The organism is Halobacillus campisalis (genome assembly GCF_030345335.1).
Lineage (GTDB): Bacteria > Bacillota > Bacilli > Bacillales > Halobacillaceae > Halobacillus_A > Halobacillus_A campisalis.
Genome location: NZ_JAPVRC010000007.1, coordinates 1 through 20,719 on the forward strand (window position 1 = coordinate 1; position 20,719 = coordinate 20,719).

A 20,719-nucleotide genomic window follows, 5' to 3' on the forward strand; every position below is an offset into this window, starting at 1 on the left:
GGAAGAGAGTGCTTGGTGAGATCCCGCAGGACGGGACGTCCGAGGAAGCTCACCGCGCTCCCACGGAAAGCGAGTCATTCCCCGCCGCCCTGATCCACTCACCAAATGTCTCGAAATCAAGTCTTCCACTATCCTGCCAGTTAGTTTAACTAATGAAACTCACAACTATTTCAGGACGTTCACCCACTTCTTTTTCTTTGCATAAAGTACTTACAAATGCAGAGAGGATGTGAGGCGATGAGTACAAACCAGCTTCACTATTATGCTGGAGACCATACCGCTAAAGGATTTTACCCATTATATGCTTCGAATCTCCAGGATCTAGACCATGTCATCCGGTTAAAAGGTGGCCCAAATGATATTAAAACAAATGTCTTGAAAAAAATTGCAGAGAAATGGAGCCGTGAGGGATTTCTTTTAGAATTCATGCATAGCTCTTCCGATCATGAAGCCCTTGACGGGTTGATCAATCCTGAATTGAAGATCGGTCTATACAGCGGTCCCAGCCACACTCGAGGGTTTGGCCGATGGACGATGAACTGTATCGATATTGATAAACTGTTAAAAACAGAGGAACAGGAAAAAGTTGCACACTATCGATCAAAAATAAAAGAAGCTTGGAATTATGCCCATGAGGCTTTTCAAACAGGGCTTGAAATTCATGATGATTTAGAGGTCATTTATATATCCAACATGGACTTTCAAAGAGCTGATCAACTAACAGATGACTTTATTCAACATTTAAAAATGAAGCCTCTAAATGCCTCCCCCATCACTAAGCATCGATTTTTCGGAGCTTCGACTCCCGGCGGTGTGTTGGATCACATTCCTAACTTGACCGAAAATCTAACCCACCGTTATTTTGTTAAAGGTCGGGCAGGAACAGGTAAATCAACCTTTCTAAAAAAAGTCGCTGCTGAAGCAGAGCTGAAAGGTTACAACGTAGAACTTTACCACTGTGGATTTGATCCTGAAAGTATAGATATGGTCATTGTCAGAGAGGTGGGGTTTTGTGTGTTTGACAGCACAGACCCTCATGAATATTTCCCTGAAAAAGATGGAGATTCTATCGTGGACCTATATGCTGAAACAGTTAAAGCCGGAACCGATGAGGCACATGCCGAAGAAATTGCTGAACTGACTACGGGCTATAAATCATTCATGAAAAAAGGCATCGATTATTTAAAACAGGCTAAATATTTTAATGATGAACTAAGCAACCTTTATGTCGTACCTCCCTCGTTCGAGAATGAATTGTTTCATTCAGTTCTCCAGGACATTAGCCAATATGCGTAAAAAAAAGCGGGCTGAGTGTTTTCAGCCCGCTTTTTCATAATCTTTTCAGGGACATCGCTTCCCTCATATTTTCCAATGAATTTTTCCCTTTTTGCTGAAGAGCGATCATTAGATTGGTATAAAGGGCATCCATAATGCTCAGCTGTGCAATTCTGGAAGAAAATGCTTCTGACCTGAAATCTGTTTCTTCTGAGACCGTGTAAAGTGAAATATCCGCTTCTTTTGTAAGAGGTGACTTTGCGAAATTCGTGATGGCAATCGTTTTTATTCCACGCTCATTCAATATTTGCAGTACATCGAGTGAATCTTTTGTTGTACCAGAGTGGGATATGATGACGGCCACATCATCTTTAGTCAGTTGAGATGCAGACATTAACTGCATATGTGAATCAAGCTGCGTGCTGACCATTAACCCCGTCCGTATGAATTTATGGTAGCCGTCTAACGCCACGACAGCGGATCCCCCGCAGCCATAGAATTCTATCTTCCGCGCATTAAGTAATAGCTGGACAGCCTCTTCGATGGCCGTTCCATCCAGAATCTGCAACGTACTTTCTAACGTCTTACTATTCGAACGAAAAACTTTTTCAGAAACAGTGGACACGCTGTCTCCATCATTGATCTCTTCGTGGAGATCTTTGATTGGTGTAACAATTTCAGCTGCAAGGGCAATTTTGAACGCCTGGTACCCCTTAAAGCCGATCCTTTTACAAAAGCGAAAGACGGTCGATTCAGCCACATCCAGTTCATCTGCAACCTGGTTAATCGTGTGGTGAACGATGATCTGCGGGTTATCCAAAATGTAGTCAGCAATTTTCTTTTCTTTATCACTGAACTTTGAATAATGACTTCTAATTCGTGCTAATCCATGTTGTCCTTCAGTCTCCATCATATTGACCTCCTGTTTTAACTATTATTCTCATTATATAAGAAAAAATATTTTTTTAAATGTCTTGATAACGAAAAAATTTTTGATATAATTGCCTCAAGATAAAAAAATATTCTTTTTACAAATGGAGGAACTACGATGAAAATAGGGATGGTCGGCCTTGGAAAGATGGGTCTTAACCTCACACTTAACATGCTTGATCATAACCACGAAGTATTAGGTTATGACACAGATTTAACAGTACAGGAAAAAATTGATAATGAAAATTTCACTTATCACAGCTCTTTAGATCAGCTTGCAGCTAGCCTGCCGAAACCCCGAGTGCTTTGGATGATGGTTCCAGCAGGTAAAATCACAGAACAAGTCATTGAGACACTTTCTTCCCATTTAGAAGCTGGAGATATGATCATTGACGGGGGAAACTCGAATTACAAAGATACTCTTCGCCGCTCTGAATTTTTAGAAGAAAAAGGAATTTACTTCTTTGATTGCGGAACAAGTGGAGGCATGGATGGTGCAAGAAACGGCGCATGCACGATGGTCGGAGGAAATCCTGATAAATTTAAACATATCGAACCTATTTTTGAAGACGTTTCCATAGAAAACGGATACTTGTATACAGGAAAAACGGGCAGCGGACACTTCCTTAAAATGATCCATAACGGCATTGAATATGGAATGATGCAGTCCATAGCCGAAGGTTTTGATATTTTAAGTAAAAGTGAGTTCGATTATGACTATGAAAAAGTCGCCAAAGTGTGGAATCATGGATCTGTGATCCGCTCCTGGCTGATGGAACTGACAGAGCAGGCTTTTGGGAAGGACGCCAAACTAGACGATATCAGAGGGGTGATGAATTCATCTGGTGAAGGAAAATGGACAGTCGAAACTGCACTTGATGTACAAGCCGCTGCTCCTGTTATCGCCCTATCATTAATGATGCGTTACCGTTCACTTGAGGATGACACCTTCACAGGTAAAGTCGTCGCCGCTTTGCGAAATGAATTCGGAGGTCACGAGGTCGTCAAACAATAGTCTATGTCACAACCATTTGAAAGCGTTTAATTATTTTAAAGGGAGGAATTTTTATGTCTGATGTATCATTGATTTTTATAGCCATGGCCGGAATTTTTCTATTATTATTTCTAGTTATCCGCACAAAACTTCATGCTTTCGTAGCTTTACTGCTTGTCAGTTTAATCGTAGGGATAGCAGCAGGAATGCCGCTTGGAGATGTTATCGATTCAATGGAAAGCGGTATGGGCGGAACCCTTGGGTTCGTTGCGATCGTTGTAGGTTTAGGTGCGATGTTCGGGAAGCTGCTTGAAGTTTCTGGCGGTGCTGAACGTTTGGCACAAACATTAATCGCCAAATTTGGTGAAGATAAAGCCCAGTGGGCGCTAGGAATCACAGGTTTCCTTGTAGCTATCCCGGTATTTTTTGATGTCGGTTTCATCATCCTCGTCCCTATTGTGTATGGTTTAGCTAAAAAAGCTGGAAAATCCATCTTGTATTACGGGATCCCTTTACTTGCGGGTCTGGCCGTTACACACAGCTTTATCCCTCCGACACCAGGACCAATTGCCGTTGCTGACTTAGTCGGCGCTGACTTGGGATGGGTTATCTTGTTTGGTGTTCTAGCAGGTATTCCATCTATGATTCTAGCAGGACCAATCTTCGGTCGTTACATCGCTTCTAAAATCGATGTCGGAGTTCCCGAATATATGCAAATCAGTGAAGAAGAACAACAAAAAGAATACGATAAGGACCTTCCAGGATTCGGTCTGATCACTACGTTGATTCTAATTCCTTTAGTGTTGATCTTAGTGAATACCATTTCTGAATTAACCTTAGCAGAAGGAAACGTGTTCAGAAGTATCGCTACATTCATCGGTCACCCGTTCGTAGCTCTGACTTTTGCTACGTTACTCACTTTTACACTACTTGGAACAAAACGCGGATACACACGTGATGAAGTGCAGGAGATTGCTACAAAAGCGATGGAACCTGCCGGAATCATAATACTAGTAACAGGTGCTGGTGGTGTATTCAAACAAGTATTGATCGATTCAGGCGTTGGAGATGTTCTTGGTGAGATTATGATTGATTCAGCATTGCCGCCCGTGCTCCTTGCGTTTGTCATCTCTACGGCAGTTCGTTTGGCTCAAGGGTCAGCTACCGTTGCGATGGTAACAGCTGCAGGACTTGTCTCTCCATTGATTGAAACATTAGGATTAGAAGGTCCAGTGCTTGGATTAGTCGTTATCTCCATTGCTGCCGGTGCTACCGTTTTCTCTCACGTCAACGACTCTGGTTTCTGGCTTGTAAACCGTTACTTTGGTCTGGATGTAAAGGATACCTTGAAATCCTGGACCGTCATGGAAACCATCATTGGTTTCGTCGGTTTTGGAGTAGTATTCGCCATCAGCTTCTTTATATCGTAAAATTAAAATTATAGAAGAAAAAGGGATAGCATATGCCTGTCCCTTTTTCTTGTTAAACTATTCAAATCGCATGGGAGGATAACAGCTATGAATGCTCTATCTTATTACTTAGGTGTTGATATTGGTACAACAAGTACGAAATCTGTACTTTTCAATAAAAAAGGTGAACTCATTACGAAACACACAATCAATTACCCTCTGCACACTCCCAATCAGCTGGTGGCTGAACAGAACCCGGAAGAAATATTCGAGGCCGTTCTAGGAACTATCAGAGAAGCTCTCAGAAAAAGCCACATACAGCCTGAGGATCTTCAGTTCGTTTCCTTCAGTTCAGCAATGCACAGTTTAATCGCTGTCGATGAACACGGGGAGTTGTTGACCAACAGCATTACATGGGCCGATACCCGAAGCTCTATCTATGCAAAAGATATTAAAGAAAATCAAAACGGCCACGAAATTTACTTACGGACAGGCACTCCGATTCACGCGATGTCCCCACTTTCAAAGTTAGTGTGGCTAAAAGCCGAACAGCGTGAAATTTTTGACCAAACAGCCAAATTCATATCGATTAAAGAATATGTATTTCATAAACTATTTGGAGAGTACATTGTCGATCATTCCATAGCTTCTGCTACCGGACTATTCAATTTGGAAAAGCTTGATTGGGATGAAGAAGCGTTAGCTGTAGCCGATATATCAATCGATCAATTATCAGACATCGTTCCTACCACTCACTCCATCTCCGGTTTAAAAGAAGAATATATAAAATTCCTCGGCTTGAAGGAAAATATTCCTTTCATCGTCGGTGCGAGTGATGGCGTATTATCTAACCTCGGAGTCAATGCCATCGATCCTGGTGTAATTGCTGTAACAATCGGAACAAGCGGGGCGATTCGAAGCGTAACCAACAAACCAACCACAGATCCTAAGGGTCGGATCTTTTGTTATGCGCTGACTGAAGACCACTGGGTCATTGGTGGTCCTGTAAACAATGGTGGAATGGTGCTTCGCTGGCTGCGGGATGAATTTGCAGCCGCGGAAGTAGAAACGGCCAAGCGTCTTGGAATCGATTCTTATGACGTGTTGACCAAGATTGCGACAAATGTTCCGGCCGGATCTGACGGGTTGATTTTCCACCCATTCCTTACAGGCGAGCGGGCACCGCTATGGAATTCAAGTGCGAGAGGTTCATTTTTCGGACTCAGCATCCACCATAAGAAACAACACATGGTCCGTTCCGTTTTAGAAGGGATCATCTATAACTTATATACGGTCCTGCTCGCGCTTGAAGAGCTCACGGGCGAACCTAAACGCATCCAGGCCACAGGCGGATTCGCAAGATCGGAAGTTTGGCGGCAAATGATGACAGACATTTTCGATAAACCTGTTGTAGTCCCTGAAAGCTACGAAAGCTCCTGTCTCGGAGCAGTAGTCCTTGGGATGTACGCTACAGGCGAAATTGAAGATTTCAGCATCGTATCGGATATGCTCGGGCACACTCATACGCATGAACCAGTAGCAGAAACATCAGCTGTATATCGTGAGCTTCTTCCGATTTACATCCGTTTATCTCGTAGTCTACAAGAAGAGTACGAATCGATAGCCGAATTTCAACGTAACCACATTCAGTAAAATAAAGCGCTCCCTCCTAGTGGAAGGGAGCGCTTTTGATTTGTACCCTTTTTCATACTTCCAATGAGAAGTTGGTTAAGTACATAAAGGGAGCTGTCCTCTCTAATCTTTTTTTTCATCACCTACGAATTTTCCATGTTTAGGCACAGCAATCTGTTCAAATTGGGAGTCTAATTTATCCAGATTCTCCTTCAAGGTGGCACCTCTCATAGGAAAACCATGCCCAGTAACGGCTAATTTTGGGTTCAGTGAATTGAGTTTTGCCACAGACGTCCGTGCCTGCTTCCAATTCATAGTCAAGTAGCGAGGCGGACCGCTGATCTCCTGCTTCTGAGTAAGAACCTTTGATAAATCCTCTTGTTTAACGGTAATAAATGCATCCCCCGCTATCAGTGCTCGATCTTCTTCACGGAATAAAGAGATATGACCTTCCGTATGACCTGGGGTGTGAATTGATTCCCACCCTTCCATGTGAGGTACTGTACCATCTTCTGGAAGTGGACGAATATGTTCGCTAATATCGATTCCTTCGTTCGGGAACATACGTGACATTTTAACGACCAGCCCGCCTTCTACGCTAGTATCCGGTTCAGGATAATCTTTTTTTCCAGTTAGATATGGCAGCTCATCACGATGCGCGTAAACCGGTACTCTCCAATGCTCAGCAAGTTTCCCTACTGCACCGACGTGATCGAAATGACCATGAGTGAGAATGATAGCTTTCGGGCGGTTGTGCTCTCCATATATTTCATCTGCCGCTTCCAGTATGCGATCCGCTGATTTAGGCATACCTGCATCGACCAAGACCCAGTCTTGTGGTTGGTCCGGATGACCGACAAAACACACGTTAACGACTTGGATCGTAAGGCAATGAATATCGGCAGCGAAGGATTGTTTAATGCCTGTGGCTACTGAAGTGACAGGAATCAATCTATCTTCCATTTTTATGCCCTCCTTTTTAGGTACATGTTCCCGCTGTAATTTGATCCTACACTTCAACGAGAGGTTTAAAGGAATCAATTAAGGTTTGCTTTTATATCAACTTTAAAAACCCGATATATATGGGTAAATAAAATCTTTTCTTTGCTTTAAAACGCTGTCATCTTCACCGTAAACTTATGGTACAATGACCGTTAGAACGTATAATAAGCGACGAAGGTGTGTGTAAAACGCCATGTATAAAGAACCCATTTTTCTACATCCCGAATTTAAAGAGCGTATTTGGGGCGGAACAAAACTTAAAAAGATTTTCAACTATGACATCCCCTCTGATACAACAGGGGAATGCTGGGGGATTTCCGGTCATGCAAATGGACCAAATACCATTTTAAATGGACCTCTTAGTGGTAAAACCCTGGCCGAAGCATGGGAGCAGCATCGTGAACTATTCGGAAATGAGGAGGGCGAGGAATTTCCTTTACTCGTCAAAATCCTTGATTCCAAGAAAGACTTATCAGTCCAGGTCCATCCTGATGATCAATATGCACGTGAAGTAGAGAATCAAAACTACGGCAAAACAGAATGCTGGTATGTAATCGACTGTGAGGAAGAATCAGAAATTATTTTCGGTCATCACGCTAAAAATAAAGAGGAACTCACTTCTATGATAGATCGCGGGCAGTGGGACAGCTTACTGCGCAGAATTCCCGTGCAGCCAGGAGATTTCTTCTATGTGCCTAGCGGGACTATTCATGCTATCGGCGAAGGTATTCAAATATTAGAAACTCAGCAGAGCTCAGATATTACGTACCGCGTCTATGATTACGACAGAACGGGTGCCGACGGTCAAAAACGGGAGCTGCATTTAGAACGTTCTTTAGATGTAACAACGGTACCTCACTTGGATCCTGATCTAACTAGAGAATCTTATTTAGAAGCGGGGCTCCGCTTTGAGAAACTCGTCGGGGAAAAATATTTTACTGTGCACCACTGGGATCTTGATGGAAAAAGTAATGATCTGATCCCAGGTAAGTATACGTTAGTCAGTGTACTTGATGGGGAAGGATTGGTTCATATCGGTTCAGAAGATTTTTCGTTTAAAAAAGGCGACCATTTCATTATGCCTGCTACAGTGGCACACTTTAAGATGAGCGGAAAAGCTAAAATGATTAGTTCACGATCCAACAAATAGCATATTCAAACGTACAGCTTAAAGCAGCCGTACGTTTTTTTATTTACTGCATTATTATCCTAAGCACTATTCTTACATTTGCAGAACCACTTCTTACATTTCCCTAAATAAAAGGCTAGATTAAAGTTCCGTGTTGATATTCAAATAAGCTCCCTATTCTTTAAGACTCAGTTTCGAGACTTTTGTAAGAGAATATGGTACCTTCAGAAAACGGATCGCTTTCCGCGGGCATGTGGTGAGTTTCCTCAGGCTTCGCCTTCCGGGATCTCACCTATCATGTACATCCCGCAGGAGTCTCACCGTTTTCTAAAGCCACCATAAGATTGTAAGGTACTCGAAACTATCACCAAGTTCAGAAATATTAACCAGTGCTTGAAATAATTTAAAAATACCGCGTATCCCTGGAGTCTCTCCATATCCTGGATCATCTTGCTTTTGTGAGGATAATGGAAACATCTTATACGGTTCTTATATAAAAAATAACTGCTTTAGAGTGATAACCAGCGAGACTTTTTGTTCAAAAAAATGCCTGGAAATACCTTAAAGTACAGCGAGTATTAAATCTAAAATACTATATACCCTCCACTGGAGTTTAATCCTCCCAGTATTACTAAGAAAGTTTTTAAAGCGATTTCGAGAAGCAAATCATAGTTAGGGGCAGCGGGGAATGGTGAAGACTCCTGTGGGAAGAGAGTGTTTGGTGAGATCCCGCAGGACGGAACGTCCGAGGAAGCTCAACGCGCTCCCACGGAAAGCGAGTCATTCCCCGCCGCCCTGACCCACTCACCAAATGTCTCGAAATCAATTCTTTAAATATCCTGCCATATTGTTGAATAACTCACTTATCAATATCAACAACCACCTTTAACTTAGCCAAATAAAAAAAGATTTCGACCGAAGTCGAAATCCTTTATTTCATAGCCAGTCCAAGAGCACCTTTGACTCCTGCTTCATTCGTCAATCCTGGCGGCACGATATATTCATTTATATTTTCTTCAGTCAGTCTTGGGGAACTTACATATCCATTAAGCATCTCGACGACCTTTTTACGGATCAGATCAAATAAGTGGGTCTGCTGCATGACTCCGCCTCCCATGATGATCCGTTCTGGAGAGATAATATAAATATAGTTCACTAACGCTTGAGCTAAGTAGTGCGCCTCAATTTCCCATACGCGGGGATCCTCAGACAGTTCTACACCAGCCTTTCCCCACCTTGCTTCGATTGCAGGGCCGGAAGCCATCCCTTCTAAACAGTCCTGGTGATAAGGACAAGCTCCTGAAAAAGAATCTTCCTCATGTCGACGGACTCCGATATGCCCCATTTCAGGGTGAGACAATCCTTTTAATGTTTGGCCATTAACGACGGCACCCGCTCCGATACCTGTACCCACTGTGATATACAAGCATGTATCTACGTCGGTCGCATTCCCCCAGCGTGATTCAGATAGCGCTGCCACGTTAACATCCGTATCGACTGTTACAGGTACTCCCAGTTTTTCGGATAGGCTATCCGCTAAGGGAAAACCGATCCAATCGATTTTAGGGGTTTTCTGAATTTGACCGTATGTGCCCGCTTTTTCATTGAGATCGATTGGGCCGAAACTTCCCACTCCCATGCGTTCAATTCCTTTACCCTTAAAAAACTCGTAAACTTTAGGCATAGTAATTTCTGGTGCTTCAGTCGGAATTACGATTTTTTCAAAAATACTTCCTTCTTCATCTCCAATAGCACATACAAATTTCGTGCCTCCTGCTTCTATGGCTCCTAATTTCATCTCATCACCATCCTTGACTAGTTATATCAATTGTATCATTTTTTAAATTCCAGGCTTGTACATTTAATTCACCTTTTACCTGAAGAGAACGATTATCTTCCTTAGCAAAAATACGCGAGGTAAAAACTTCTTCCCCATTGTTCACAAAAACCTCTAATGAGGAGTGGTCAATAAATAACTGAAGATGACGCAGGCCTTTAGGTAAACGACAGCTTCGTGTTTCCAGAGATCCATCCACATAGCTTGGCCTTTCCATTGTCAGAAGTGATGTTTGTCGGTCATAACGTAACGTAGTGTAATCAAATAACTGTACTTCTTCCACTTCTCCCTCTAATTGAAGTTCAGAAACTCTTGAGATTGACCCAGACCATTCCCCTTTCACATCTTCAGAAAAGCTTTTAGAAGCGCGCAAGTTTTTCATTTCTTCTAATGGAAGCTGATGAATACGCCCATCGATCAGCACTAATTCACGGGGCAGTGTCATCTGATGGATCCATCCATTCTTAACAGTTGGCTGCTCTGCTTCATTTTGGTCAGGGACGCCCATCCATCCAATAAGAATCCGGCGGCCCAAATCATCCATTGTAGTCTGAGGAGCATAAAATTCAAATCCTCGATCAAGCTCCACGAATGGATCGTGTGACAGCTCCGCTTTTTCATAATCAAGTCGACCGACAACATAACCAGATTGATACTGATTATTAAAATCTATCCTATCAGCCTCAAGCCCTTGAGGAGAAAACAGTAAAACCTCCTGCCCGTCCAGCTCAAATAGATCAGGGCATTCCCACATATAGCCAAGATCGCTAAACGGAGGACGATCAGCTTTTGCAATCATTCCCCTGTGTGTCCAACTTTCTAAATCTTCGGATTCGAACAACGCGACGGAACCAACCTCATCTTCTGTCTGAGCCCCGATGACCATATACCACAGCCCATTATGAAACCACACTTTCGGATCACGGAAATGAGGAGTGTATCCTTCTGGGAGTTCGAGTTTTACTCCCTTTTTTGAAAAAGTTACACCATCTGCAGATTCCGCAAGGCATTGGTAACTTTCTCTCTGTCCGGATTCGTCTTTTACATTTCCTGTGTAAAAGAGCTTTAATAGGCCATCGTCATCTACCGCACTTCCAGAATAACAGCCATTTTTATCAAACCAATCGCTAGGCGTGAGCGCAATCGGCTCTAGTGACCAGTCAACTAAATTCGTTGTACTGTAATGCCCCCAGAACTTCGCCCCATGACCCGTGTGGAACGGCATCCACTGAAAGAAAAGATGATATTTACCTTTCCATTGGATCCAGCCATTAGGATCGTTCAATAAGCCAACCGGCGGCGCCAAATGATAGGAAGGGTAGTACGGATCGTTCCTTATGTCACCGTGGTGATTTTTAACCGCCTCGTAAGCTTGCTCTCGTAATTTGCTGTCATGCGTCATAGAAATATCTCCTTATGGAATAAAAGGAGACCTAGCCGCGTGCCCAGGTCCCTTTTGAAAATATAATTATTTTTTCTTGTCTAGCATCTTATCATTAAATCCAAACAAGTACGTCAAGATGAACGCTACCGCAATCGCGACAATATTGACGATCAGGTAACCGATGATTTGTTCATTCAAGTAAAGCAGTGATCCTGGAATAACCGTAATAGCTAAGCCTGTTGCCTTCAAGTTGAAAATCGAAGCAAGGAAACCAGAAACACCGCCACCGATCAATCCCATAAGAAACGGCTTCATGTAGCGAAGGTTAACACCAAAGATTGCCGGTTCTGTAATACCCAGAAACGCAGACAATGAAGATGGGTAAGCTAGCGCTTTAAGTTTATTGGAGCTCGTTTTAACACCAACTGCAAGAGCCGCTCCACCTTGAGCTGCAATCGCACCTGTGATGACAGGGTTGAACGGGTTATACCCTAAATTCTCGAACAATTGGATTTCTAAGAAGTTGAAGATATGGTGTACCCCAGTGACAACTATGACCTGGTGGAACAGACCGATTGTCAAACCACTTAAACCGAATGGAAGATCCAGCAAGAATAGCATAGCCTGAAAAATTCCGTCCTCTGCCGTATGCAGAATAGGTCCAAGTACGAAAAGGGACAAAGCTATCATAACTAGTAATACAATGAACGGTGTCAAAATTAAATCAAGCGCTTCAGGTATTCGTTTACGACACGCTTTCTCTAGTTTAGCACCAACCAAGCCGGCAAAGAATGCTGGAAGCACAGAACCTTGATAACCGACGATCGGGATGAATCCAAACATGTAAATTGGTTCAGCATCTCCCGCTGCCACTGCCCACGCATCAGGTAATGCAGGCGATACAAGCATGAGTCCTAATACGAGACCGATGACCGGGGTTCCTCCAAAGACTCTAAACGTCGACCACGCCACTAATGCTGGCAGGAATATGAACGCAGTATCTGTTAAAACTTGAGTGAACAGAATGATATTTTCAGGTACACTATCTGGTGTCAAACCGAACATAGCTAAGAATCTTTCCTGGATCAATAGTCCGCGAAGACCCATAAACAGCCCTGTAGCTACAAGAACGGGGATAATCGGTACAAATACATCACCGAAAGTACGTACAGCCCGCTGGAACATCGTTCCCTGCTTTTTAGCTTCTTCTTTCATTTCAGACTTGGAAGATCCTTCGACTCCAAGATTCGTTACTTCTTCATAAATACGGTTTACTGTTCCTGTTCCGAAAATGATTTGGTACTGTCCAGAGTTATAGAAAGCACCTTTCACTTTTTCAATGTTCTCTAAGCTCTCTACATCAACTTTTTCCCTTTCATGCACCATGACTCTCAAGCGTGTTGCACAGTGTGCGATCGACTGAATATTTTCTTCACCGCCGACCGCTTCAATGACCTGCTTAGCAATTTCATTGTTACTAGCCATTGTTAAACCTCCCTGTTGGTTAGATATGTGATCGATTACACAACGCTAAAACTAAAATGATTGCGCTATCAAATTTCAAAACAAGGAATCGATTACACATTAAGTAAATAAAAAATGTAAGCGTTTGTAAATTGTTTTCGTAAAAAGATTACAACTGTGTGTAATCGATTACATATCATTTATTGATTTATACTATACACTATCTCTTTTTATAAGTCTATAGGTTTGAATAAATTTTTCTTTTTCTTTTTTTTGTTTCAGTTGCTGGAGCAACAACTCCGCTGCTTTTTTCCCTGCTTCTTTATTGAAATAATCAATCGTTGTCAGAGCGGGCGTCACATATTGAGACAAGGTTGACGCACCAATTCCTGCAACGGCCATATCCTGAGGAATTCGGATTCCTTGTTCTCTTAAATACTCCATCGCGCCAATAGCCATGCGATCGGTTACGACAAATACGGCAGTAGGAAGATTGCCTTCATTGCGCTTTACTATTTTCTTCATACTTTCATAGCCAGATTCAATACTGAAATCACCTAGTTGTATCCATGAATCATTAGTTGGAAGTTGGTGCTTTTCAAGCGAATCAAAGTAACCTTTTTTTCTCTCGATCCCGACTGAGGGATCTTCCTCTCCTACTCCGATAAATGCTATTTTTTCATGACCCTGACTGATCAGCATGTTGGTCATATCGACAGAAGCGTGATAGTCATCATATACGATAGAAGTTACCCCAGGAAGATCTTGCCCTAAGGAGATAAAAGGAAGAGCGGCACCCTCGATGGTAGAGATCAAGCGGTCGTTGATGTTTGTAGCAAGTAAAATAATACCGTCCACGTGACGGCTTTGCAGCAAACGAATGTATTCGATTTCTTTCTCTTTATTTAATTCGGTGTCCGTCAATAAGATCTGGAAGTTTTCACCAGCTACTACTTCGTTGATCCCACTGACAACACGGCTTGCTGTCTCTGTACTTATTTTCGGCAGGATGACGCCAATGACCCCTGATTTCTTTGTGCGCAGTGATTTGGCGGATAAACTTGGGATATAGCCGGTCTCTTCTACTATTTTCATAATGCGCTTCCGAACTTCATCACTCACATACCCGTTATTGTTCAATACCCGGGAAACCGTAGTTCGAGAAACATTAGCCAATTTTGCAATATCATTTATAGTCGTCATATCCGCGCCTCCAACTGTCATTATCTACAATTATTTTAGGGGATATACGAGCTATTGTCTATGAGAGCTATTAACTTCTTTGCTTACCAAAAGCAGAAAACTTTTTTATGTCTCTATAAAAATCGTAGCAATCCCGGCACAGTTCCATCCATTTTGTCTTTCCATCCGTTACCGTCACCATATCTTTTTCTTCTACGAGTTCCTTACATTTCCAGCAAGTCGTTCTTATTTGAATTACATCCTCTAAACCTTTCCTATCCAGCTCATTGAAATAGCTCATCAAAAGGTCACTCCTTCGTATGTTTGTCCATACTATACTCCTTCGTCCGATAAGCTGCTAATCAGCAAAATATAACCTTCTATGCTTTTCTTTATTAGTAAAACTACTTTTACAGGAGTGATTTTCATTTTTTCACTTATTGATAGAAGCTGTTATTTGAAGAAACAATCCGTTATAAAAAGATTTAACCGTGTCAATATCAACACCTGCTTGTTTGAAGAGCTCTAAAGTGTCTCTATTTAAGTGGCAGCCATCACACACCTGCTTCCATAAAGGTGTCAAAAAATCCTGTGTACGAGCGACCCACTGTGGATCTGTTCTCACATGTTCAAAAAGAAGTATTTTAGCTCCAGGGCGACTTACTCTCTTCAATTCTTTAATTGCTCGATCAGGTTCCGGAATTGTACAAAATACGAGTGTTCCAACAATTGAATCAAACGAGTCATCCTTAAAAGGAAGAGTTTCGGCTCCTGCTTCATGGAAACGGATAGTAACGTTTGATTTCATTGCATTTTTGAAGGCATGATTAATCATCCCAGAGTTCGGGTCAATAGCATCAACAGAATGTACATCTTTGTAGTAAGGAAAATTCAAACCTGTTCCAGCCCCTAACTCCAACACTCTTCCTTCTGCAAGTGTTACTAGTTCTTCTCTTATTCTATGAAACCTTTTTTCTTCAATTGGCTTCATGGCCGCGTCATAAATAAAAGGAAATACTCTTCCAGTCATGAAACTCCCCCCTTTTTATTTGTTTGTTTACCCTTTATTAAAATCAAAAATCCATCTTTAGCGTTATTGTTGATTTTTTCATAAGAGAATTATTCAATGATATGGCAGAATTGCTGAACAATTGGTTTCCAGAAAACTGGAGTTCATTGCCGTATTAAAAGTCAGGGGTGGCCGGAGTTGAAAAAGAATCCTCTCCCAGAAGGAGCCGCTTCAGTCATTCCTGTACTATAGGCAGTGTGCGCTCTATAGCAAGTCTTTCAATTTGAAACAAATACTTACATCTAGATTTCTGCTTTTTTCATTGCAGCGGTTTCGAGATACTTCTAGGGAAGAGGGGCGGATGGAAACGGTGAGACTCAAGGAGGCTCAGCGCCCGCCCCGCTGAAAGCGAACCTTTTCCCGCAGCCCCTAAACTCCCTCTATGTCTCGAAACTGTTCAAAAATACGGAGCTTATATGAATATTAACTGGGAACTTTAAGAGAGATAATCCAAAAAACCTCACATCGAAATGTGAGGTTTTAAAGCTACTCATTTTCTATCAAAGCGTCTGTCAATTCAACCGCCAGTCTTTCTGCTGATAAGGGGCCAGCAAACGTACCCATATCTCCTGGAAGCTCATACGTATGACCTTCTTCTACAAAATCAAGGTTTGTCCATGCTGGATTATCCTCTAATTGTTCGAACACATTATCCTCCTCTAAAACTAGATAGAAGAATCGAGCATCCTGGTAATTTTGAAGTGCCTCAATATCAGTTTCCAAAAATCCATAAATCTCCGGTTCTTCTGTTTCCACGGCATTATCAACGCCGATTTCTTCTAGAACTCCTGCTACCACCGAGTTATCAGTGAAGTGTCTCATTATAGTAGAGTCTTGGGCTGTGAAGGCTTGTGTAACAACTGCCTCAATAGTGTCCAGGCCAGCCTCATCTAACCGCTCGGATTGCTCGCTGAAGGTATCATCCAACTGTTGTTTCGTTTGTTCAGCTTCCTCCTGCTTGTCAAAAATCTCGGCCGCAGTATCGAATTCATTAAGTAAATGTTCATATTGATCATCTGCGTCTTCTTCCGAATAAGGCGAGAACATGACGGTTGGAGCAATTTCTTCAAGTTCCTCAGCGATACCTTCGTGATTATATTTAGCTCCAATAATTAAATCTGGCTCTAATCTTGCGATAGCTTCAAGGTTCGGTTCAGCACGAGTCCCTACATCTTCTGTCGAGTCAGGAAGCGGATCCCCTACGTTTATCCATTTATTATACCCATCTACATCTGCTACACCCACCGGCTCTATCCCAAGTGGTAATACATGTTCCACGTAGGACCATTCCAATACAACAACATCCTCAGGCGTTCCTTCAATCGTTTTTTCCCCCATACCATCTTCTATCGTTACACTTCTTTTCTCTTGTTCGTCCTCCTGATCAGTTGTTGAGCTTTCCTCTGAATCACTGCAGGCAGCAAGAAGCAGCAATATCCCTGCTATCAAATAAATGGTAACATTCTTCATCACAACATCTCCTCTCTCTTAACATTTAATCCATATGTACATCGTTCAATTGATAAAGATTATCATTATCAATACTATGATAGTCTTTTTGTTTTTCTAAGTCAAACAAATTTCCTGCTAAAAATTGACGGCTGAAAGGATTTCTTCTATACTATCGAATAACATTCAACGATATTTTCTAATGTATAGGCTTGAGAATAAGGCTCAGGTGTTTCTACCCAGGCAACCGTAAATTGCCGGACTACATACTTTCTGAAGGGACTCGTATACCCTCAGAAAGCATGGTACACCTGGACAGCTGGTCCAGGTTTTTTTTATTTAAAGTCATGAAGCGTAATGTCGATTCATTGATTGAGTTTCACCACCTTACAAAGTAAAGCAACATCATCCATCCTCTTAAAAGAGCAGGATGATGAGTTCGAGCTCTTACTAATTATCCTCAAAAATTTGAATGCATCATGTAAAAAGACAATTTATAAAAGGAGACTTCCCCATGTCCATATCAATGCAGCAGCGCAAAAATCTGGCAAATACAGCTCTTGGTCACAGAAAGGCGGACACTGTTATTACCAATGGTATCCTTGTGAACGTTCATACAAAGGAGTACGAAAAAGAAAAAGATATTGCTATTACCGACGGATGCATCGCTTTTATCGGGGATTGTTCCTCATTGATCGGTGACGAAACCGTAGTGATCGATGCGAAAGGTAAATATATTACACCCGGTCTCATCGACGGCCACATGCATGTAGAAAGTACGATGCTCAGTGTCACCGAGTTCGCCAAAGCCGCCCTTAAAAAAGGAACGACAACGGTTTTTATGGACCCACATGAAATTGCTAATGTCTTCGGTTTAGAAGGGGTCCGCTGGATGCACGAAGAAGGACAGCACTTACCCTTGCGCGTATTTACTACTGTACCTTCCTGCGTACCTGCAACTGATACACTGGAAGATGCAGGCGCCGAATTGCTCCCAGAACATGTGGAAGAAGCTTTAGGGTGGAAAAACGTAGCCGGTTTAGGTGAAGTCATGAACTTCCCAGGGGTTGTCTACGGCGACCACAAGATGACGACTGAAATTGAAGCGACAATACAATCCGGGAAAACCGTGACGGGGCATATACCTGCTGAAGACCCTAAAATGCTTCAAGCCTATGCAGCATCAGGCGTAACTTCATGTCATGAAACGGTGACTAGAGAACAAGCCCTGGCGAAATTGCGGATTGGAATGCATCTCATGATCCGGGAAGGTTCAGCCTGGCAGGATGTGAAACAATTGGCCCCGATCATTACAGAGAATCATATGCCTACAGAAAACATGTCGCTCATCACTGATGATGTATATCCACAGACGTTGACAAACCAGGGTCACCTTAATCACGTTGTTCGTAAGGCGATTCAAGAAGGGATCGATCCTTCCACAGCAATTCAGCTGGCGACCATTAATATTGCAAATTATTTCAATTATGGAAATGAGCTTGGAAGCATAGCTCCTGGCAAAAGAGCTGATCTTCTTTTAATAGAAGAATTAGAAAACGTAGACCCAAGTACCGTAATCGTCGGAGGTGATATCATTTATGATAACGGACAATATCAAGTCGATTTCCCTACCTACACATATCCCGAAAAAGCTAAAAACTCTGTTCACCTTAAAGAACCTTTAAAAGCCGAGGACTTCTTTGCTAAGAGCAGCCAGTCCCATGAAACAGAGGTGAATGTTATAGAGGCGGTTGAAAATAATGCGAGGACTGTTAAATCGCACGCCCGGCTCCTTGTAGAAAACGGGGTGATACAGATAGACCATGAGCAGGATATCATTCGTCTCTCCTGCATCGACCGTCACCACCGGTCAGGGGAAATTTCCAATGCTTTTGTTAAGGGATTTTCTATTAAAAAAGGAGCTGTTGCTTCCACGGTAGCGCATGATAGTCATAATTTACTTGTCATGGGCGTGAATGAGGAAGATATGGCTATAGCGGCCAATCAATTAGCGAAGATCGGTGGAGGAATGATCGTTGTTGAGAATGGTAAAATACTTGCAGAAGTCCCACTTCCAATTGCCGGACTGATGTCAGATCAGCCTTTGGAGTCTGTAACCGAGCAAGTGGTGAAATTAGAAAAAGCGTGGTCACAGATTGGCTGCAAAATGAATGCTCCCTTCATGACTTTCTCTTTAATTGCACTGCCCGTCATTCCAAGCTTGCGCATCACGAATCGCGGACTGGCTGATGTAGAAACCTTTGAGTTGATTCCTTTAGAAAGGTAGACACCCATCTTTTGGGAATGGCATAGGTTATTCCTAGACCCTCTGTGTCTATAAGATGGTCCAGGAGGCGATGGGTCGTGGAACTGACCGTTTCCCATTGGTTATATGGGTTCTTCACATTCCTTATCATCCTAACGATGATATTTCGTAAAGGCGTCGTATTTCCGACGTTAGTTGGCACATTTTTCGTTGCGTGGGTATTCAGCGGAAATTTGATAGGTGGATTTACGGCTATATTCAATGCAAATTTAGTAGCGGCACGTGAATTATTCAACATCTTTTTAATCATTACGTTTATGGTCGCTCTTTTGCATTCCTTGAAAGACCTTGAGGCTGACCGAAGGATGATTGAGCCGATCCAGAAGGTGATGATCAATAGCCATGTTTCGTTTTTTGTATTAATAGCGGTAACCTATGTCATCTCTCTGTTCTTTTGGCCTACTCCTGCTGTTCCGCTTATCTGTGCGCTGCTTGTGCCGGCCGCAATTAAATCTGGCCTGCCTGCAATGAGTGCCGCAGCGGCCGTTGCGCTTGCCGGTCAAGGAATGGCGCTATCTTCGGACTACATTGTTCAGGTCGCACCTGGCTTATCAGCGAAATCAGCTGGAGTTTCCACTGCAGCTGTTATGGACCAAGCGCTTATCCTATCCTTGATTACAGGAGCTGTTGCGATTGGGACGGCCTACCTTTTGCATCGTAACTCTTTCCGTGTAAGGACGGATCCTCGTAATGAGCTGGAGATCCAATCGATGCAGGGATTGAAAAACCAACATCACAGTCAAAACAAAAACTTGCACTTATGGAGCAAAACATTTGCAGTAATCTTTCCGCTGTCCATGCTTGCCGTTATGCTTTATATGGTTTCTACAAAGCTGACCGCTGGTCGTATGGGAGGATTTGAAGGCGGGGATGGGGCCGCCTTCATCGGCGGCGTAGCCGTTATTTTACTGTTGCTTTCGACTGTTGCTTTTGGCAAGCACCGTGCTCTCGATTATATTAGTGATCATATTACGGAAGGTTTCGTTTTTGCGTTCAAGGCAATGGGGCCTGTCATTCCGATCGCGGGCTTCTTTTTTCTTGGCAGTCCAGATTTTTCTGGCGATATTTTATCCGTTTCGGAAGCCGCAGGACCGGCTCTTTTATTCGATTTAGTCCAGTCCACACACGATATGGTTCCTCAAAATGCATTTTTAGCAGCTTTCAGCATTTTAATTATTGGAATCATCACAGGGCTCGACGGTTCAGGTTTTTCAGGGTTACCTTTGACTGGAGCACTGGCTGCCTCACTTGCCAACAGTGAGATCGATCCTGCTACACTCGCTGCTATAGGTCAAATGGGGTCGATCTGGACAGGTGGAGGAACCATTATCGCATGGTCCTCTTTAATAGCAATTGCTGGATTCTGTGGTGTATCAGTCATGGATTTAGTACGGAAAAATTTTGCGCCGGTCATAATCGGACTTGTCGTTTCTACTTTTCTTGCCATGTTCATATTTTGAAGCAGCTGGCTTCTGCATTGGAAGCCAGCTTATTTTACGTGGGGAATGTTTCTTGACTGATGTATGTAAACGTGGATAAACAAAACAAATTAAAAGTCCAGAGTAGACCGGACACTTTCCAAACGGATACCTGACGTTGGAGTATTAAATGAGTTATTGATGAACAAGAACATTTCG

Annotated in this window: 16 protein-coding genes and 1 riboswitch; of the genes, 7 read left to right on the top strand and 9 right to left on the bottom strand. The window is 42.7% G+C overall.

The window, feature by feature from the left end:
• Positions 1–237 precede the first annotated feature (237 nt).
• Positions 238–1,296, top strand: coding sequence for a hypothetical protein (locus O2Q26_RS14095; RefSeq protein WP_289216504.1), 1,059 nt, complete (start codon positions 238–240; stop codon positions 1,294–1,296).
• Positions 1,297–1,330: 34 nt separating this feature from the next.
• Here O2Q26_RS14095 and O2Q26_RS14100 read toward each other — a convergent pair whose 3' ends face one another.
• Positions 1,331–2,185: a MurR/RpiR family transcriptional regulator gene (locus O2Q26_RS14100; RefSeq protein WP_289216720.1), complete on the bottom strand. Its 855-nt coding sequence runs from the start codon at positions 2,183–2,185 to the stop codon at positions 1,331–1,333.
• 138 nt (positions 2,186–2,323) lie between these two features.
• Between O2Q26_RS14100 and gnd the strand changes: the two genes are divergently transcribed.
• From gnd to gntK, 3 genes are all read left to right on the top strand, one after another.
• Positions 2,324–3,220, top strand: coding sequence for a phosphogluconate dehydrogenase (NAD(+)-dependent, decarboxylating) (gene gnd / locus O2Q26_RS14105; protein WP_289216505.1), 897 nt, complete (start codon positions 2,324–2,326; stop codon positions 3,218–3,220).
• A 53-nt stretch (positions 3,221–3,273) separates the two neighbouring features.
• On the top strand, positions 3,274–4,629 hold the full coding sequence (locus O2Q26_RS14110; protein ID WP_289216506.1) for a GntT/GntP/DsdX family permease: 1,356 nt from the start codon (positions 3,274–3,276) through the stop codon (positions 4,627–4,629).
• An 87-nt stretch (positions 4,630–4,716) separates the two neighbouring features.
• The gene (gntK, locus tag O2Q26_RS14115) at positions 4,717–6,261 is read left to right on the top strand and encodes a gluconokinase (RefSeq protein WP_289216507.1); all 1,545 of its coding nucleotides are present in this window, start codon (positions 4,717–4,719) and stop codon (positions 6,259–6,261) included.
• A gap of 102 nt (positions 6,262–6,363) precedes the next feature.
• Here the strand turns inward: gntK and O2Q26_RS14120 are convergent, their stop codons facing one another.
• Positions 6,364–7,203, bottom strand: a complete 840-nt coding sequence (locus O2Q26_RS14120; protein ID WP_289216508.1) for an MBL fold metallo-hydrolase — start codon at positions 7,201–7,203, stop codon at positions 6,364–6,366.
• Positions 7,204–7,435: 232 nt separating this feature from the next.
• On the opposite strand from O2Q26_RS14120, the gene manA reads away from it, so the two are divergent.
• Complete coding sequence (manA, locus tag O2Q26_RS14125; protein WP_289216509.1) at positions 7,436–8,392, top strand: mannose-6-phosphate isomerase, class I; 957 nt, start codon at positions 7,436–7,438, stop codon at positions 8,390–8,392.
• Positions 8,393–9,302: 910 nt separating this feature from the next.
• Here the strand turns inward: manA and O2Q26_RS14130 are convergent.
• From O2Q26_RS14130 to O2Q26_RS14160, 7 genes are all read right to left on the bottom strand, one after another.
• Entirely contained in the window at positions 9,303–10,169 is an 867-nt protein-coding gene (locus O2Q26_RS14130; protein WP_289216510.1) for an ROK family protein, read from the bottom strand.
• A 4-nt stretch (positions 10,170–10,173) separates the two neighbouring features.
• A complete protein-coding gene (locus O2Q26_RS14135) occupies positions 10,174–11,610 on the bottom strand; it encodes a sucrose-6-phosphate hydrolase (protein ID WP_289216511.1) in 1,437 nt (478 codons plus the stop codon).
• A 66-nt stretch (positions 11,611–11,676) separates the two neighbouring features.
• Positions 11,677–13,077 (bottom strand): sucrose-specific PTS transporter subunit IIBC, encoded by a 1,401-nt coding sequence (locus O2Q26_RS14140; protein WP_289216512.1) that lies wholly within the window; start codon positions 13,075–13,077, stop codon positions 11,677–11,679.
• Between the two features lie 192 nt (positions 13,078–13,269).
• Positions 13,270–14,259, bottom strand: coding sequence for a LacI family DNA-binding transcriptional regulator (locus O2Q26_RS14145; RefSeq protein ID WP_289216513.1), 990 nt, complete (start codon positions 14,257–14,259; stop codon positions 13,270–13,272).
• 70 nt (positions 14,260–14,329) lie between these two features.
• Positions 14,330–14,539: a hypothetical protein gene (locus O2Q26_RS14150; protein WP_289216514.1), complete on the bottom strand. Its 210-nt coding sequence runs from the start codon at positions 14,537–14,539 to the stop codon at positions 14,330–14,332.
• A gap of 132 nt (positions 14,540–14,671) precedes the next feature.
• A complete protein-coding gene (locus tag O2Q26_RS14155; RefSeq protein WP_289216515.1) occupies positions 14,672–15,268 on the bottom strand; it encodes a class I SAM-dependent methyltransferase in 597 nt (198 codons plus the stop codon).
• Between the two features lie 525 nt (positions 15,269–15,793).
• On the bottom strand, positions 15,794–16,777 hold the full coding sequence (locus tag O2Q26_RS14160) for an ABC transporter substrate-binding protein (protein ID WP_289216516.1): 984 nt from the start codon (positions 16,775–16,777) through the stop codon (positions 15,794–15,796).
• Between the two features lie 161 nt (positions 16,778–16,938).
• Positions 16,939–17,041, top strand: a riboswitch (purine riboswitch).
• A gap of 229 nt (positions 17,042–17,270) precedes the next feature.
• On the opposite strand from O2Q26_RS14160, the gene ade reads away from it, so the two are divergent.
• Entirely contained in the window at positions 17,271–19,043 is a 1,773-nt protein-coding gene (gene ade / locus O2Q26_RS14165; RefSeq protein ID WP_289216517.1) for an adenine deaminase, read from the top strand.
• A 77-nt stretch (positions 19,044–19,120) separates the two neighbouring features.
• On the top strand, positions 19,121–20,542 hold the full coding sequence (locus tag O2Q26_RS14170; protein WP_289216518.1) for a hypothetical protein: 1,422 nt from the start codon (positions 19,121–19,123) through the stop codon (positions 20,540–20,542).
• Positions 20,543–20,719: the final 177 nt, after the last annotated feature.

Excerpts from the sequence above, each read along its gene's own strand:
- ade (WP_289216517.1), top strand. The coding sequence starts at position 17,271 with ATGTCCATATCAATGCAGCAGCGCAAAAATCTGGCAAATACAGCTCTT.
- O2Q26_RS14155 (WP_289216515.1), bottom strand. The coding sequence starts at position 15,268 with ATGACTGGAAGAGTATTTCCTTTTATTTATGACGCGGCCATGAAGCCA.
- O2Q26_RS14100 (WP_289216720.1), bottom strand. The coding sequence starts at position 2,185 with ATGGAGACTGAAGGACAACATGGATTAGCACGAATTAGAAGTCATTAT.
- O2Q26_RS14095 (WP_289216504.1), top strand. The coding sequence starts at position 238 with ATGAGTACAAACCAGCTTCACTATTATGCTGGAGACCATACCGCTAAA.
- O2Q26_RS14110 (WP_289216506.1), top strand. The coding sequence starts at position 3,274 with ATGTCTGATGTATCATTGATTTTTATAGCCATGGCCGGAATTTTTCTA.
- manA (WP_289216509.1), top strand. The coding sequence starts at position 7,436 with ATGTATAAAGAACCCATTTTTCTACATCCCGAATTTAAAGAGCGTATT.
- O2Q26_RS14150 (WP_289216514.1), bottom strand. The coding sequence starts at position 14,539 with ATGAGCTATTTCAATGAGCTGGATAGGAAAGGTTTAGAGGATGTAATT.
- O2Q26_RS14120 (WP_289216508.1), bottom strand. The coding sequence starts at position 7,203 with ATGGAAGATAGATTGATTCCTGTCACTTCAGTAGCCACAGGCATTAAA.
- gntK (WP_289216507.1), top strand. The coding sequence starts at position 4,717 with ATGAATGCTCTATCTTATTACTTAGGTGTTGATATTGGTACAACAAGT.
- O2Q26_RS14160 (WP_289216516.1), bottom strand. The coding sequence starts at position 16,777 with ATGAAGAATGTTACCATTTATTTGATAGCAGGGATATTGCTGCTTCTT.
- gnd (WP_289216505.1), top strand. The coding sequence starts at position 2,324 with ATGAAAATAGGGATGGTCGGCCTTGGAAAGATGGGTCTTAACCTCACA.
- O2Q26_RS14145 (WP_289216513.1), bottom strand. The coding sequence starts at position 14,259 with ATGACGACTATAAATGATATTGCAAAATTGGCTAATGTTTCTCGAACT.
- O2Q26_RS14140 (WP_289216512.1), bottom strand. The coding sequence starts at position 13,077 with ATGGCTAGTAACAATGAAATTGCTAAGCAGGTCATTGAAGCGGTCGGC.
- O2Q26_RS14130 (WP_289216510.1), bottom strand. The coding sequence starts at position 10,169 with ATGAAATTAGGAGCCATAGAAGCAGGAGGCACGAAATTTGTATGTGCT.
- O2Q26_RS14135 (WP_289216511.1), bottom strand. The coding sequence starts at position 11,610 with ATGACGCATGACAGCAAATTACGAGAGCAAGCTTACGAGGCGGTTAAA.